Annotated in this window: 15 protein-coding genes; 6 read left to right on the forward strand and 9 right to left on the reverse strand. The window is 58.2% G+C overall.

All coding sequences use genetic code 11. The features are described 5' to 3' along the window. Window positions 1-91: 91 nt before the first annotated feature. From ACEE43_RS05680 to ACEE43_RS05695, 4 genes are all read right to left on the reverse strand, one after another. The gene (locus ACEE43_RS05680) at window positions 92-1168 is read right to left on the reverse strand and encodes a PP2C family protein-serine/threonine phosphatase (RefSeq protein ID WP_449108197.1); all 1077 of its coding nucleotides are present in this window, start codon (window positions 1166-1168) and stop codon (window positions 92-94) included. Beyond that, window positions 1165-2292, reverse strand: a complete 1128-nt coding sequence (locus tag ACEE43_RS05685) for an adenylate/guanylate cyclase domain-containing protein (RefSeq protein WP_423817417.1) — start codon at window positions 2290-2292, stop codon at window positions 1165-1167. The genes ACEE43_RS05680 and ACEE43_RS05685 overlap by 4 nt, the downstream gene beginning before the upstream one ends. Before the next feature lie 221 nt (window positions 2293-2513). Then, window positions 2514-3008: a PH domain-containing protein gene (locus tag ACEE43_RS05690; protein ID WP_449108219.1), complete on the reverse strand. Its 495-nt coding sequence runs from the start codon at window positions 3006-3008 to the stop codon at window positions 2514-2516. 58 nt (window positions 3009-3066) lie between these two features. Next, entirely contained in the window at window positions 3067-3915 is an 849-nt protein-coding gene (locus tag ACEE43_RS05695; protein ID WP_449108196.1) for a biotin--[acetyl-CoA-carboxylase] ligase, read from the reverse strand. Between the two features lie 119 nt (window positions 3916-4034). Here ACEE43_RS05695 and ACEE43_RS05700 point away from each other — a divergent pair, with 119 nt between their 5' ends. The 4 genes from ACEE43_RS05700 (at window position 4035) to ACEE43_RS05715 (ending at window position 8346) form a co-directional block, all read left to right on the forward strand. Beyond that, window positions 4035-4319, forward strand: coding sequence for a YciI family protein (locus ACEE43_RS05700; RefSeq protein WP_449108195.1), 285 nt, complete (start codon window positions 4035-4037; stop codon window positions 4317-4319). A 336-nt stretch (window positions 4320-4655) separates the two neighbouring features. Beyond that, window positions 4656-6260, forward strand: coding sequence for an acyl-CoA carboxylase subunit beta (locus ACEE43_RS05705; protein WP_449108194.1), 1605 nt, complete (start codon window positions 4656-4658; stop codon window positions 6258-6260). Window positions 6261-6274: 14 nt separating this feature from the next. Continuing rightward, window positions 6275-6589 (forward strand): acyl-CoA carboxylase subunit epsilon, encoded by a 315-nt coding sequence (locus ACEE43_RS05710; protein WP_449108193.1) that lies wholly within the window; start codon window positions 6275-6277, stop codon window positions 6587-6589. Between the two features lie 53 nt (window positions 6590-6642). Next, entirely contained in the window at window positions 6643-8346 is a 1704-nt protein-coding gene (locus ACEE43_RS05715; protein WP_449108192.1) for a DUF885 domain-containing protein, read from the forward strand. Between the two features lie 76 nt (window positions 8347-8422). Here the strand turns inward: ACEE43_RS05715 and ACEE43_RS05720 are convergent, their stop codons facing one another. Beyond that, on the reverse strand, window positions 8423-9826 hold the full coding sequence (locus tag ACEE43_RS05720) for a dicarboxylate/amino acid:cation symporter (protein ID WP_449108191.1): 1404 nt from the start codon (window positions 9824-9826) through the stop codon (window positions 8423-8425). A 222-nt stretch (window positions 9827-10048) separates the two neighbouring features. Between ACEE43_RS05720 and exaC the strand changes: the two genes are divergently transcribed. Beyond that, window positions 10049-11572, forward strand: coding sequence for an acetaldehyde dehydrogenase ExaC (gene exaC / locus ACEE43_RS05725; RefSeq protein WP_449108190.1), 1524 nt, complete (start codon window positions 10049-10051; stop codon window positions 11570-11572). A gap of 879 nt (window positions 11573-12451) precedes the next feature. Here the strand turns inward: exaC and ACEE43_RS05730 are convergent. From ACEE43_RS05730 to ACEE43_RS05745, 4 genes are all read right to left on the reverse strand, one after another. Continuing rightward, window positions 12452-12769, reverse strand: a complete 318-nt coding sequence (locus ACEE43_RS05730; RefSeq protein ID WP_237198649.1) for a hypothetical protein — start codon at window positions 12767-12769, stop codon at window positions 12452-12454. Window positions 12770-12847: 78 nt separating this feature from the next. Beyond that, window positions 12848-13021 carry a DUF6973 domain-containing protein gene (locus ACEE43_RS05735; RefSeq protein WP_449108189.1) on the reverse strand — a complete coding sequence of 58 codons (174 nt, stop codon included), beginning with the start codon at window positions 13019-13021 and terminating at the stop codon, window positions 12848-12850. A gap of 125 nt (window positions 13022-13146) precedes the next feature. Continuing rightward, window positions 13147-13515 carry a type II toxin-antitoxin system death-on-curing family toxin gene (locus ACEE43_RS05740; protein WP_449108188.1) on the reverse strand — a complete coding sequence of 123 codons (369 nt, stop codon included), beginning with the start codon at window positions 13513-13515 and terminating at the stop codon, window positions 13147-13149. Continuing rightward, window positions 13516-13722: a CopG family ribbon-helix-helix protein gene (locus tag ACEE43_RS05745; protein WP_237205964.1), complete on the reverse strand. Its 207-nt coding sequence runs from the start codon at window positions 13720-13722 to the stop codon at window positions 13516-13518. A 108-nt stretch (window positions 13723-13830) separates the two neighbouring features. Between ACEE43_RS05745 and ACEE43_RS05750 the strand changes: the two genes are divergently transcribed. Then, entirely contained in the window at window positions 13831-14541 is a 711-nt protein-coding gene (locus tag ACEE43_RS05750) for a Maf family protein (RefSeq protein WP_449108187.1), read from the forward strand. The last annotated feature ends 90 nt before the right edge of the window (window positions 14542-14631 follow it).

A 14631-nucleotide genomic window follows, 5' to 3' on the forward strand; every position in this document is an offset into this window, starting at 1 on the left:
AACGCCGTGGACGGTTTCTTCTTCTACACCGGGAAGGTCTTTGTTTTCACTCACCCTATCTATTCTGCCCTATAACCTCCCCGGCTGAACTCTAGCCGTTGATACCCCGGTGCAGTTCTTTTTCAGAGTGGAACCGTTCTTCTTCGGTGGTAGCGGTGTGGGGGTAGTCGTAGCCGTCGATGTTGGCCACAATCTCGTGGGCGTCGGTCTCGGTCAGGGCTTTGAGTTCGGCTGCACGGGCTTCGGCGTCCGCTACGGTTATAGCGTCTGCCACAATTACGGTGATGTTGTCCCGCCCACCTGCGCGCAGGGCAGCCATCTGGAGCACGTCCGCCGCGTCCTGGGGGTGCTCGACGGTAGCAAGTACCCGGGCCATGTAGTTGTGGGAGAGTTCGCCAGAAAGACCGTCGGAACACATCATCAGGCGGTCGCCCTCACGAGCAGGAATAACCCAGAAGTCGGGTTCCCAGTAGTTACCGGTGCCCAGGGCACGGGTAATGACGTTACGGCGGGGGTGGGTCAGGGCCTCCATAGCGGTGATCTGACCGGTGTCGACCAGGTACTGAACCTCAGAGTGGTCTACAGTGATCTGTTCTAGTTCTAGACCTTCAACCGGCCCGTTAGAGATAGAGAGAGCTTCTTCGGTCTGAGCCTCTTCTGCCCGGACCAGCCGGTAGGTTCGGGAGTCGCCCACGTTGAAGATAAACCACATCTGCTGGTCGCCAATGTGGGTGAGCCAGGCACCGGTGACGGTTGTTCCTGCTCGTAGGTCAAGGGCGTTTTTGATGGCCTCATCGGCCTCACCAATGATTTCCTTGATTTTATCGAGGGTTTTGAGGATCTGGCGGTTGAGGGCGGAGGTTTCTTTGCGGCGCCTTCCCAGGCGGCGTCCGCCCGGTTCGTCGTTGAGGGCCTCGCTGGCAACTTCCTGCCGGAACGCTGTCTCTTCTTCTTCAGTCATGCCGCCGGGGCGGGTAAACATCTGGGCGTAGGCTAGGGTGCGGGTGCACAGGCGCGAAGCAACTTCACCCTTTTCGTGCCCGCCCATGCCGTCGGCGACCACGCAGAGGGTGCCGGCAACGACCATAGAGTCTTCATTGTTGTCACGGTACTGGCCTACGTCGGTTGACTTGCCCGCGTAGATAGTGAGGTTGGGGGCTGTGGTCATTCGAAATCGATCTCCAGTTCATTACCGATGCCCGGGGTAATTGCCACGGGCCTAACATTGCCAAAACCGCGCACGTTGCGCACGCCTTGGGGGATGAGTACAAAACGCCTGTCGTCTTCCAGCGCTTCAGCGGTCGAGTCATCGGTGAGGACGACCCCGGGTTCAGTCAGCGCAACCAGGCGGGAAGCCAGGTTAACGGTAGGTCCGTAGATGTCGCCCAGACGCGGCAGTACCCTGCCCCACACGAAGGATACGCGGGCTTCGGGGAGCTGGGGGTCTTCGCTGATAAGTTTTGAGAGGGTCAGGGCGATACGGGCGCCGTTTTCGGGGGATTCGACCAGGTACATGACCTCGTCCCCAACCGTTTTGATAATGCGTCCGCCGCCTACCGCAATCACTTCAGCACAGCGCTGTTCGAAGTTCTTAACCAGGCGAGCCAGGTTCCGCTCGTTCATCTCGCGTGAGAGTGAGGTGTAGGAGACCAGGTCGACAAAACCCACACCGCGGGCTAGGGGCAGGTCACTGTCTGCCAGGTCAGTTCCATCTTCTTCATCGCGCAGGGCAAGACGCAAGATGGCCGAATTGAGCATGCGGCGGTAGCCGTAGACGGTGATATCTTCTAGGTCTTCTATAAGGCGCGGAAGGAGACTTAGCAGTTCACCGCGGGCTTCGGTGTCGGTCAGCCCTCCATTGATAACCATGTCTTCCACCAGGGCTTCGACCTGCCAGACCACCATGCGGTCCATCATCTGCCCCACCGACCGGGTGAGCGACAGGGCGGCCTCTTCGGTCAGTTTGCCCTCTTTAATAAGGGAGGTAACCGTGGTCAGGGCTTTGCTGTCAGCGTGGGTGAAGTAGGCGTCGTCATCAGTGAGGTTAGGTAGCCCCAAGGAGCGCCAGATTTTGCGGGCGGTCAGCAGCGAAACCCCGGCGTCGTCAGCTACTTCGCCGCGCTTCATACTACGGTTTTCTCCCAGTAGAGCGCGTTCGAGTTCCAGCACGCCCTGGCGGGCTTCGTCGCTACGGTAGAGCTGGCTTTGCACGCGGTTATGGTGGTGCCTGCTCCGGTTGGGTGCGGTTCCGGCCTGTTCGGCGGGGTCGCTACCGGGTGCTGACTTCTCCACTGGAGTCTTCCTTCTCTTGGTTAGTGCTGCGTGGTTCTAGAGGTAGTAAGGTCTAGGGCTGGCACGGCGAATAGTTGCCTACTTCAAGAATACCTAGTTACTGTGAGCCAGGCTACGAAATGTTCACCACCCGCTAAGCGCCATCGCCTATTCTATGCCCGCCATCACCTTTTTTCGAGCCAAAACAACTTGTTTACGCTTATCAGACAGATATTTTAAGTTTATACCCGGTAGCGGGAGGTAGACCCGCTCAGCAGAGCCCGCTGGGCCTCCTGAATCCCCCGACTAAAGCGTTCGGGGTCGGGTACGGCCCGCAGTACGTGTTGCACTCCACGGGCGTGGACGGTCAGGGCAGCAGCATTGGTTAACCCCATCAAGTGCCGGCGCCCCACGCTCACTCCCTCAATCTCGGCAAGCGGAACACTGACGTCCTGACCGGGGCCCCAGCCCCGTCTAATCACAACCCGACCGTTAGTGAGCAGGTAGCTGGTATTCACCCAGCGCACCACCCCCCGCACGCCCAGCCAGACCAGCCACAGCGCAAGAGCCAGTGCCAGGTAGCGCCAGACAGGGGCACCGGCACCCAGAGCCGAGGCGAAACTCCAGGCAGTCATAGCAACGAGAAAATACGTTAGAGGGCGCACCAAAAGCACCCCGTGGGCACGCGTTGCGGCAAGGGTGTGTTCTGCGGGGTAGAGGTCGCCTCGTAGTTTCATCACTGGTGAGTCTATCGATGCTTCCTGAAGATTCCCCGATATTGGCTAGGTTGAATAGCTAGCGCCCGTACCCCTGGGGGCGTACATGCACCACATCCCCCACAGTGAAGCTTCGCTCCTCGCCGGTATCGGAGCGGACGACCAGCTCCCCTTCCGCGGTCAACTCAACTCCGGTTCCCCTAAAGGTCTCATCCCCGGGCAGGTGAATGGTAAGGGTAGCTCCCAGGGTGCTCATGCGCCCCCGCAGGCGGTCCAGGAGGGAGGCCCCGCCAGTAGCCGCACCCGCATCGAAGCCGGTGGCTGCAAACTCCCGGTAGTAGCGCGAAAAGCTGGTCGCTAAGACCGTCAGCGCCCGATTCAGGTCAACCGGCTGCCCAGATTCCAGCAGGGCACTGGTGGCGGTAGGGACGGGCAAATCCTCCTGAGCCAGGTTCAGGTTGAGCCCGATACCCACCACAACCGAAATCTGCCCCTCCGGTTCAATCACGAGCTGGGCTAGAATACCGCAGGCCTTACGGCTACCCAGCAGCACGTCGTTAGGCCACTTAATAGAAGGGTGCAGCCCTGAGAGCTGCTCAAAAACATCACAGGCAGCCAAGGCGGCTAAAGAGGTAAACCAGTGATACTGGTCGGGCGCAACCCTGTTGGCCGGGTTAACGTGCGGACGCACAATAAAGCTGGTTGCCAAAGCGGCACCTGCCGGGGCTACCCAGACCCTGTCCAGGCGTCCTTTTCCCGCGTTCTGGTCGGCGGTCGAGACCAGCGAGAGCTCCCCATAGCTGCGGCGCACCAGGGCGTCGCCCACCACAATCTGCCGGGCATACTCGTTGGTTGACCCCACCGAGGGCAAAAGCTCCACCCGCTCAAACCCGCTCACATCAACCAGGTCAGCCTGAAGATGCCCCATGCGCGCACTCCTTTATCTCACATACTAAGTTTCGACCGCTATTCTACGGGGTCACGCCCAGCCTGAGCGGCCTAGCGGTGCAATACTGGAACTGTCTAACCCCTACGAAAGGTTCTACCATGACCGTCTACGCTGTACAGTACTCCTACGGCCCCGCCGACCTGCAGGCTGAGCACCGCCCCGCCCACCGCGAATACCTGGCCCAGCTCCACGAAGAAGGCAAGCTGCACGCAGCCGGCGCCTTCCTCGATGGCGACCCCGCAGGTGCCCTGCTCATCTTCGTTGCCGAAGACCGCGACGATCTCGACCGCATTATCGCAGCTGACCCGATGAATACCGGTGGGGTGCTCACCGGCTACACCGTACGCGAATGGAACGCTGTGATCGGCAAGGTCGGCAAGTAAGCAAGAAGCACTAGAGCTGGAGCAGGCTCACAGCGAAGCTGTTGGCTTGGGGCTGGCATGAATCGCTGGTGATGAGCACCGAGATTCCGAGCGCGCGAGGAAAACAAATCTCGGTGCGAATCTGGCGAGCTTGTGAGCGCTAGCGAACCAGCGAGAGGGTCGACAGCAAGCGTGAGCCTGCTCCAGCTCTCCCGAAACACTCTTATTTAGAAAAATCGCTCAAAAATCCCAAGAATAATTGGGTGGGGCGGGGTGGCAGGTCTATAGTTGAAAAGAATGGCCCTTATCCCAGGTCACCCCACACCATTGACCCACAGTGCACGAGGCAGGCAGAGCATGAGCGAGAACCCCACCACCGATGCCCCCGATTTGACCACCACTGCCGGTAAGATCGCTGACTTCTACGCCCGCCGCGAGCAGACTCTTGCCCCCACCGGCCAGGCCCCTATTGACCGCCAGCACGAACGCGGCAAGCAGACTGCCCGCGAGCGCATCGAGATGCTGCTTGACGAGGGTTCTTTTGTGGAGTTTGATGCCCTGGCTAAGCACCGCACTACGGCTTTTGGTATGGAGAAGAAAAAGCCGCTGGGTGATGGCCTGGTTTCGGGCTACGGCACTATCGATGGTCGCCTGGTTGCGGTTTATTCCCAGGATTTCACCGTCTACGGTGGTTCTCTATCGCAGGTTAACGGCGAGAAGATTGTGAAGGTGCAGAAGTTCGCGTTGAAGAACGGCTGCCCCATTATCGGTATTAATGACGGTGGTGGCGCCCGTATTCAGGAGGGTGTTGCGTCGCTAGCCATGTTTGCCGATATCTTCCGTATGAATGTGCGGGCCTCGGGTGTGATTCCGCAGATTTCGGTAATTATGGGCCCCTGTGCCGGTGGTGCAGCCTACTCCCCCGCTCTGACCGACTATATTGTGATGGTTGATAAGACCAGCCACATGTTTATTACCGGCCCCGATGTCATTAAGACCGTAACCGGCGAAGAGGTCGATATGGAGACCCTGGGCGGTGCCCGCCAGCATAACGCGGTGACGGGTACGTCGACCTACCTGGCTGAGGACGAAGAGGACGCCTTTGATTTCGTCCGCGAACTCGTTGAGTTCCTGCCCTCCAACAACCTCACCGAGACCTTCCCCCTGAATCATGACCAGGACCCCGAGGTCACCGTCGATGATCTTGACCTTGACCTGTTGATTCCCGATTCGGCTAACCAGCCCTACGATATGCGGGCTGTGATTGAGTCGGTGGTTGATGATGGCCATTTCTTTGAGATGCAGGCCCTCTACGCCCCCAACGTGATGATTGGTTATGCCCGGGTTGAGGGTAAGACCGTGGGTATTGTGGCCAACCAGCCCATGCAGTTCGCTGGCACCCTCGATATCAATGCCTCTGAAAAGGCCGCCCGCTTCGTGCGCAACTGCGATGCCTTCAACATTCCGATTCTGACCTTTGTTGATGTGCCCGGCTTCCTGCCCGGTACCGACCAGGAGTTCAACGGCATTATCCGCCGCGGTGCCAAGCTGCTGTACGCCTACGCCGAGGCGACCGTTCCGCTGGTTACCGTGATTACCCGCAAGGCCTACGGCGGGGCCTACATTGTGATGGGCTCGAAGAAGCTGGGTGCCGATATTAACCTGGCCTGGCCCACCGCCCAGATTGGCGTGATGGGGGCCCAGGGTGCGGTTAATATTCTCTACCGCCGCGAGCTGGCCGCTGTGGCCGAAGAGGGCGGCGATGTTGAGGCTAAGCGCGCTGAGCTGATTGCCAAGTACGAAGAGGAGCTGCTCAACCCCTACCAGGCTGCTGAGCTGGGCTACATCGATGAGGTCATCGCCCCTTCCGAGACCCGCGTGCGCATCATTTCTTCCCTGCGGGCCCTGCGCGATAAGCGCGCAGCCTCCCCCGCTAAAAAGCACGGCAACATTCCGCTGTAAGGGGTAGGTAGAACATGGCAACTCCCAATCCGCTGTCCCTGCTGGGCTTCGGCAAGAAGCCGGTACCGGCGTCCGCGCCCCTTGAAAACCAGGGGCAGGACGCCGGCGATGAGCAGGTGCCCGCCCCTGTGCTTTCGGTGGTGCGGGGCAACCCCACGGAAGAAGAGCTGGCTGCGCTGACTAGCGTCGTGGTGGCGCTACAGGCCCAGGCTGATTCCCGGCAGGAGACCGCGCTGGAAATGTGGCAGCGCCGCCTCAACCACACCCAGCGCCTGGGTATGCGACTGCGCCCCGGGCCGGGTTCCTGGAAGCGGGCCCGCCCCCAGTAGTTCACCCACTCAGCTCCCTGTTTTCTGGGTCACAGTAACCTAGAATGGAGTGTATGACACTACACCCAGATTTACCCGAAATTTTTAAGGCCGACCGCGCCCAGACCGAGGTCGACCGCATTGCCAACGACTACTACGAGAAGACCCTGGAACTCGACCCGGCAGCGGCCACTATCGAGGGCCGTAAGGGACGGGAAACCGAGTACCCCGACTACTCCCCCGCCGGTACCCAGGCAGAGATTGACCTAGCCCGCGCTACTCTGGCAGCCCTTGAAGCCGTTGAACCGGCCGACGACATCGACCGGGTTACTGTCGATGCCATGCGCGAGCGCCTGGGTCTCAAGCTCGAACTGCACGAGGCGGGCCTGGGCGACTGGGAACTCAACAACATTGCCTCCCCTGTTCAGGGTATTCGCGCCATCTTTGACCTGATGAACCGTGAAACAGCCGAGGACTGGGGGCACATTGCTGGCCGCCTGGGTAACGTTGCGGAAGCGGTTCGCGGTTATATCGAGACCCTAGAAGCCGCCCGCACCGCAGGTAAGGTGGCAGCGGTGCGTCAGGTCGATATCGTCATCGAGCAGGTAGCCGCCTACGTTGCCGAGGGCGGTTTCTTCGACGCTCTGGCACAAGAGGTAGCCGAAGCAGCCCCCGAGCACGCCGACCGAGCCATCCAGGGGGCGGCGTCCGCCAAGGAAGGCTACAGCGAACTTCTCTCCTACCTCAAAGACACCCTGCGCCCCGACGCGCCCGAGGCCGATGCTGTGGGTCGCGAGCGCTACTCCCTTTACTCCCGTCAGTTCGTGGGAACCACCCTCGACCTGGAAGAGACCTATGCCTGGGGCATCGAGGAACTCGACCGCATCATCGCGGCCCAGCAGGAGGTCGCCGAAGCCATCAGACCCGGTGCCACCATTGACGAGGCAAAGGCCCTGCTCGATGCCGACCCCGAACGCACCCTCAACGGCACCGATGAGCTCCAGGCCTGGATGCAGAAGCTGTCCGACGCCGCCGTTGACTACCTGGCCCAAGAGCACTTCACTATCGAAGGCCCCCTGCGCAAGCTTGAGTGCATGATTGCCCCCACCCAGGAGGGCGGCATCTACTACACCGGCCCGTCCGCTGATTTTGAGCGCGCCGGTCGCATGTGGTGGTCAGTGCCCGAAGGTGAAGATACCTTTGGCACCTGGCGCGAAACCTCAACCGTCTACCACGAGGGTGTGCCCGGCCACCACCTACAGGTTGCATACGCTACCGCTATGGCTGAAGCCCTAAACCAGTGGCGGGCTAATGCCGTGTGGGTTTCGGGCCACGGTGAGGGCTGGGCCCTGTACGCTGAGCGCCTCATGGACGAGCTGGGCTACCTCTCTGACCCCGGCGACCGCATGGGTATGCTCGATGCCCAGCGCCTGCGTGCTGCCCGCGTGGTCTTCGATATCGGCCTGCACTGCGGTTTTGAGATCCCCGAACGCTGGGTTGCCGAGCTGGGTGTAGAACCTGGCATCTGGGACGCAGAGAAGGGCTATAAGTTCCTAGAGGCCAACCTCGATATCTCCGAGGGCCAGCGCCGCTTCGAGTTCCTGCGCTACCTGGGCTGGCCGGGCCAGGCCCCCTCCTACAAGGTGGGCGAGCGAGTCTGGTTACAGCTGCGTGAGAACGCCCGCGCCGCCGGAATCTCTGACCGCGACTTCCACACCCGGGCCCTCAAACTGGGCTCAGTCGGGCTTGATACCCTGCGCCGGGCACTAGCTGCCTAAGTCGCGTAAACATGAAGCGGGCCCTGCACACCGATAGGTGCGCAGGGCCCGCTTCTCTACGAGGTAGGGGTAAGGGTTAGGACGCTGCCGCGGCAGGTACCTGGGGTGCCTCGCCGAGGCGGGCGTAGACGTCCTCAGCTACAAATCCGCCCTCGGTGCGCGGGGCGTTGTAGAGGTCCTCGTTCAGAATGCCCTCGCGCTTAGCGACGATGAGCGCAACCAGGGCCTGGCCTGCGACGTTGACGGCGGTACGGCCCATATCAATGATGGGGTCGATAGCCAGAAGCAGGCCAACGCCGTCGAGGGGAAGGCCCAGGGTGGAGAGGGTGAGGGTGAGCATGACCGTTGCACCGGTGGTTCCGGCGGTAGCGGTGGAGCCCAGCACCGAGACCATGATGATGAGCAGGTAGTGGGTGAAGTTCAGGTCAATGCCGTAGAACTGGGCCACAAAGAGGGCTGCCAACGCGGGGTAGACCGCGGCGCAGCCGTCCATCTTAGTGGTGGAGCCCAGGGGGACCGCGAAGGAGGCGTAGGCGCGAGGTACGCCGAAGTTACGCTCAGCTACGGACTGGGTCAGGGGCATGGTGCCCATGGATGAGCGAGAGACAAAGCCCATCTGCACGGCAGGCCAGACGCCCGAGAAGAACTGCTTGACCGACAGGCCGTTGGCGCGGACGATAGCGGGGTAGACCACGAAGAGTACCAGGGCCAGTCCGATGTAGAGCACGATTACAAAGCGGGCCAGGGAGCCCATGGAGGTCCAGCCGTAGGCGTAGACGGCGCGGCCAATCAGGCCGATGGTACCCAGCGGAGCCAGGCGGATAATCCACCAGAGCACGGTCTGAATAATGGCCAGGGCGCTCTTGTTGATTTCGAGGAAGGGCTTGGCGGCCGGGCCAGTTTTCAGCGCTGCGATACCCACGACTACTGAAATCACCAGGATTTGGAGCACGTTGAAGCTGGCTGAACCGGTGACGGTTTCACCGGAGGTTGAGATGCTCACCCCCAGGCCCAGGAAGTTAGCGGGAATCAGGCCGGTGAGGAAGCCCAGCCAGGAGCCGGTGCGCCCTTCGTAGGTGTCGGGGGCCGTCAGGCCGGTATTTGAACCGGGCTGGGTGACGAGCCCGAGCACCAGGCCGATGAGGACGGCGATGAGTGCGGTGTAGGCGAACCAGAGCAGGGTTTTGGTGGCCAGGCGGGCTGCGTTAGATACTTCAGCCAGGTTGGCGATGGACGACACCACGGCAGTGAAAATGAGGGGTACGACCGCCGCTTTGAGCAGGGTGACGTAGGAGGAGCCAATAGTGGAGAGGGTGGTCATGAGCCAGTTGGGGTTCTCGGTGGCGTCGCCGCCGAGGTTGGTGGCTACCAGGCCCAAGATCACGCCCAGGATGAGGGCGGCGACAATTTGGTTGCCGAAGGACGTAGCCCAGGCGGGAAGTCTCTTGCGGGAAGGAAGTGCTGTGGTGTGGTTTGACATGTCTCAACACTGTACGCCGGGGGTTGGGGCTTGTGAACCGGGGTGTAAAGCTAAGACATATTTTGGTGTGGGTCACAGACCGACAGGGTTTTTCGCGTAGCGCTCTTCACTTTTGCACAACCCACCACTAAACTGTGATTCAAGTTACTTTTATGTGCTTTTTGTGAACAGGTGGCTTGGCCCACCACGCGTCTTGATCAGACACAACTCAAAGGAGAGGCAATGACTGTTTACGCCGCACCCGGCTCAGCAGATTCCATCACCACGTTCAAGTCCCGCTACGACCACTTCATCGGGGGTGAGTGGGTAGCCCCGGCCGAAGGCCAGTATTTTGAAGACATCTCCCCCGTTAACGGCAAGCCCTTTGCCGAGGTCGCCCGCGGCACCGCAGCTGACATTGATAAGGCTATTGACGCAGCCTGGAAGGCCTTTGAGACCTGGGGCAAGACCTCCCCCACCGAGCGTGCCACCCTGCTGCTCAAGCTGGCCCAGATTATGGAAGATAACCTGGAATCCATTGCCGTGGCTGAGACCTGGGAGAACGGCAAGCCCGTGCGTGAAACCCTGGCCGCAGATATCCCGCTTGGCGTTGACCACCTGCGCTACTTCGCGTCCGCTATCCGCACCCAGGAAGGCCGCCTGTCAGAGATTGACGAGAACACCGTGGCCTACCACTTCCACGAGCCCCTGGGCGTGGTCGGTCAGATTATCCCCTGGAACTTCCCCATCCTTATGGCCATCTGGAAGATTGCCCCGGCCCTGGCAGCGGGCAACACCATCGTGCTCAAGCCCGCCGAGCAGACCCCGGTTTCGGTGCTCTACCTGGTTGACCTGTGGAAGGATGTACTCCCCGCCGGTGTGCTGAACGTTGTGAACGGCTTTGGCCCCGAGGCAGGCGCCGCCCTCTCTGGCAGCAAGCGCATCCGCAAGATTGCTTTTACCGGCGAGACCACCACCGGCTCCATCATTATGAAGGCCGCAGCCGACAACATCATCCCGGTTACCCTGGAGCTGGGCGGCAAGTCCCCCAACGTCTTCTTTGCCGATGTTGCTGCTGAGAAGGACTCCTTCTACGACAAGGCACTAGAGGGCTTTGCCTCCTTCGGCCTGAACCAGGGCGAGGTCTGCACCTGCCCCTCGCGTGCGCTGATTCAGAAGCCGATTCACGATTCCTTCCTCGAGGCCGGTATCGAGCGCGTGAAGGCCATGAAGCAGGGCAACCCGCTCGATACCGAGACCATGGTCGGTGCCCAGGCTTCTAAGGAGCAGTGGGACAAGATTACCGGCTACCTGAAGATTGGTAAGGACGAGGGCGCGGACGTTCTCGTCGGCGGTGAGGCCTGCGAGCTGGGCGGCGACCTGGCAGATGGCTGGTACATTCAGCCGACCGTCTTTGCCGGCAGCAACGACATGCGTATCTTCCAGGAAGAGATTTTTGGCCCCGTTCTGGCTACTACCTCTTTCACTGATTTCGATGAGGCTATGCGTATTGCCAATGACACCGACTACGGCCTGGGTGCGGGCGTCTGGACGCGCGACCAGAACACCGCCTACCGGGCAGGCCGCACCATTCAGGCTGGCCGTGTCTGGATCAACAACTACCATAATTACCCGGCCCACGCCGCTTTCGGTGGCTACAAGAAGTCAGGCATCGGCCGCGAGAACCACCTGATGATGCTAGCCCACTACCAGCAAACCAAGAACATGCTGGTCAGCTACTCAGATAAGCCGATGGGGCTCTTCTAATACCTGCTTCTGATAGCTTGAGGCTTATTCATAAGGGGTTCCGCAGGCTCACGCTCGCTGCCGACCCTCTCGCATGGTTCGCTTCGCTCACAATGCGATTCACGCCAGCCGCCGAGCCAGCAGCTTCGCTGTGAGCCTGCTCCACCTATCCTTATGAATAAGCCTTACTATCTACCAGTTCTACATTGTTGCCCTTTTCCACATGACAAGCATCATACTTTCCTCAATAGTGAGGCAACTAAAATTCTTTTTCGATGAGATACGTCAAACGTTTTAAATTAAAGGACCCCAATAAATTCTCTTGACTTACGTAAGAATTAAAAATAAAATATAGAATAGTATAAAATTAGAATATTCAACGGAGGCACCTGAGGATGACAGAGGAAAAAACATTCAAGGATTATTTTATAACAATAGTTGGAATTTTTAGTGCATTTATATTTATTAAGTTATTCGACAGTATTTTAGAGTTTAACTTTATTGTTAACCTGGTTCTTGCACTCGTAGCAAGCTCTTTGGTATGTATAGTTCTAGTATTTTTTATTGCCTTTTTCAAAAGTCTTCTTTTTAAGAAATAGTTATTGATTTATACAGCCAGACCCTCATTTAATTTTTCAATTTCCTATTGACACCCACACGGCCCCATACTGTGCAATGTAGATTACATTCACCAAACAGGTATCAAGGAGATCTGATTATGCCAAAGAAGCGTATTACTCTATCCCTCAGCCATTGCAACAGTTTTTTGTGATTTACATCTTTCACTGCCGCGTATTCGTTCAACGAAAATTATCAGGAGCAGAACACTTCGGTAGCAATTATATGAAGCTTATTCATAAGGGGTTCCGCAGGCTCACGCTCGCTGTGAGCCTGCTCCATCTACCCTTTGGAATAAGCTTCTTTCTTCTTCCGCCCCTGCAACCAAGCCTCTAACAACCACGCACACAGAATCACCGGAGCAGCCACCGTTGTAAGGCCAGGACCAGAATAAGCACTCACCCCATCAGGCAGGCTATCCCATACACAACGAGTTCCAATTACAGGGAAAAACCCCCAATAGGCTTCGCCTTGAATATACTCATTTGAAGTATGGCAAGCTATCCCAGCAGTAAAACGGACGAAATATTCAAAAGCCATCAAAAATAGCCAAAAACAGAAGGAGAGAAAAAAGAGTTTATGATTCTTTACAAGGTTCATAACGATACTGCCTTCTTTCTGTCATAAAGGAATTCGAGTCTAGGTTTACCTAACCTATCACTTGCAGCTCATCAGAGGTCACTGCGTCCTGACACCCTGTTTAGCATCATCCTCAGTACCAACACGCCGACCAATCTCTCGCCCCACAATATTATTGTGTAAGTCCATAACTAATTCCTCTTCAGGGTCATCTGCTACTGACTCATGATTGTTGGCAATGGTTTCAGCATCTTCAGACATTTCAGCTGCCATATCAAATCCATACCAGGTACGCCCTGCCGGGCCTCTAGTAGGCTGGGCATCGATTTGCCGCAAGACAACAGCCTTTTGAGCCCAATCCAGTATCTGCACCTGAGCCAGCGGACGCCCCGCCAAAACTAGCTCCAAGGAATAAGGAAAGGCTCTAACCTGCTAGCGATTGACTCAAGACTCTCCTGCCCTTCTGCTATGTCCATAATGAGCCGGTAGGAGGTATCAGAATCCATCACATGCTTTAATCCGTTGATACGCAAAAAGATATTGAAGAAAATCAGCGTGGTTCGCTTGTTCCCATCAACCAGTGCGTGGTTCCGAGCTAGAGATTCGCTCTGAGCGGCAGCCGCCAGCGGAATCGTAGGGTAAACGTGAGCTCCATACACCCTCGTGATAGGTCTTTCTAAGGCCGAATCTAGCAGTCCTACATCTCGAACGTAAAAGCCCAGACGCGTTATAACCTCAATAGCAATTTCGAGTTGAATCCGCTGCATTTATGAGTCGGCTAGTCGTTCCAAAGTTTTTGCATCATGCTCAAGCGCGTAAGCAAGTCCCTCTTCTACCATGGCCCGATGCTCTCTTTCTTCCAGCATGCGACGCACACTTTCGACGATGAGGGAGTGCTTAGATAAATGCTCGCGCTCCGCTAAATCTGCAAGCTGGTGGTCTAAATCTTCAGGAAGTCGTAAAGTAAGAGCCATACACCCACAATACCAAGTTGATACCATCAGCTCCATACCGATGTGCAGACTTGGCCCATCACACATGTTGTGGGTTCGGGGTTCGTCAGCCCCGTTAGACTGTTACCCATGCAGAACCCTACTGAAACCGCAGCCGCGGCGGGCGAACAGCCGGTGCGGCTCGTCCTTGCCTCATCTTCCCCTGCCCGTAAAAAGCTCTTGGAGGACGCCGGCGTCCGCTTCACCATCATTGTCAGCGATGTCGACGAGGACGCTGCCCTGCGCGAGGCCCAGCAGGCTGCCTACGAGGCTGGCCTGGGCGACATCACACCTGCACAAACAGCTCAGCTCCTAGCCAAGGCTAAGGCACAGGCTGTTGCGGCCCTGCCTGAAGCGGCCGGCGCCCTGGTCCTAGGCTGCGACTCTGTTTTCGAACTTGACGGTGCCGCTTACGGCAAGCCCGGTAGCGCCGAGAAAGCCTTAGAACGCATCACCGCTATGAGCGGACGCAACGGGCAGCTCCACACCGGGCATTGGCTGGTCGATACCCGCGAGTCTGCCCAGAACACAGCAAATGGTAAGCACCCCGAGGCCAGCGAGTTGCGCACGGCAACCGTCCACTTCGATACCTTCAGCGACGAAGAAGCCCTGCGCTACGTGGCCACCGGCGAGCCCCTGTGGGTGGCTGGATCCTTCACAATCGACGGTTTCGGTGCGGCCTTCATTAAGGGAATTGAGGGCGAATACCACACCGTGGTGGGGCTTTCGGTGCATGCCCTACGCACAATGCTGGCTAACTTTGGTGTTTCAATCAGCGACATTTGGAAAAATTCGCGATAAATTTCAAGATACGACTTTTGTGAGGCGCCGTCACCCGGCGCCTGCTCATAATGCGTCATAGCCAGTAACGGCACGCCAGCACGGCACGAT

The sequence above is a fragment of the Rothia sp. 11254D007BW genome (genome assembly GCF_053548195.1).

What these genes read in the sequence shown, in the direction of transcription:
- ACEE43_RS05680 (WP_449108197.1), bottom strand. Translation starts at nt 1,168, where the DNA reads ATGACCACAGCCCCCAACCTCACTATCTACGCGGGCAAGTCAACCGAC.
- ACEE43_RS05690 (WP_449108219.1), bottom strand. Translation starts at nt 3,008, where the DNA reads ATGAAACTACGAGGCGACCTCTACCCCGCAGAACACACCCTTGCCGCA.
- ACEE43_RS05695 (WP_449108196.1), bottom strand. Translation starts at nt 3,915, where the DNA reads ATGGGGCATCTTCAGGCTGACCTGGTTGATGTGAGCGGGTTTGAGCGG.
- ACEE43_RS05700 (WP_449108195.1), top strand. Translation starts at nt 4,035, where the DNA reads ATGACCGTCTACGCTGTACAGTACTCCTACGGCCCCGCCGACCTGCAG.
- ACEE43_RS05705 (WP_449108194.1), top strand. Translation starts at nt 4,656, where the DNA reads ATGAGCGAGAACCCCACCACCGATGCCCCCGATTTGACCACCACTGCC.
- ACEE43_RS05710 (WP_449108193.1), top strand. Translation starts at nt 6,275, where the DNA reads ATGGCAACTCCCAATCCGCTGTCCCTGCTGGGCTTCGGCAAGAAGCCG.
- ACEE43_RS05715 (WP_449108192.1), top strand. Translation starts at nt 6,643, where the DNA reads ATGACACTACACCCAGATTTACCCGAAATTTTTAAGGCCGACCGCGCC.
- ACEE43_RS05720 (WP_449108191.1), bottom strand. Translation starts at nt 9,826, where the DNA reads ATGTCAAACCACACCACAGCACTTCCTTCCCGCAAGAGACTTCCCGCC.
- exaC (WP_449108190.1), top strand. Translation starts at nt 10,049, where the DNA reads ATGACTGTTTACGCCGCACCCGGCTCAGCAGATTCCATCACCACGTTC.
- ACEE43_RS05730 (WP_237198649.1), bottom strand. Translation starts at nt 12,769, where the DNA reads ATGAACCTTGTAAAGAATCATAAACTCTTTTTTCTCTCCTTCTGTTTT.
- ACEE43_RS05735 (WP_449108189.1), bottom strand. Translation starts at nt 13,021, where the DNA reads ATGGCAGCTGAAATGTCTGAAGATGCTGAAACCATTGCCAACAATCAT.
- ACEE43_RS05740 (WP_449108188.1), bottom strand. Translation starts at nt 13,515, where the DNA reads ATGCAGCGGATTCAACTCGAAATTGCTATTGAGGTTATAACGCGTCTG.
- ACEE43_RS05745 (WP_237205964.1), bottom strand. Translation starts at nt 13,722, where the DNA reads ATGGCTCTTACTTTACGACTTCCTGAAGATTTAGACCACCAGCTTGCA.
- ACEE43_RS05750 (WP_449108187.1), top strand. Translation starts at nt 13,831, where the DNA reads ATGCAGAACCCTACTGAAACCGCAGCCGCGGCGGGCGAACAGCCGGTG.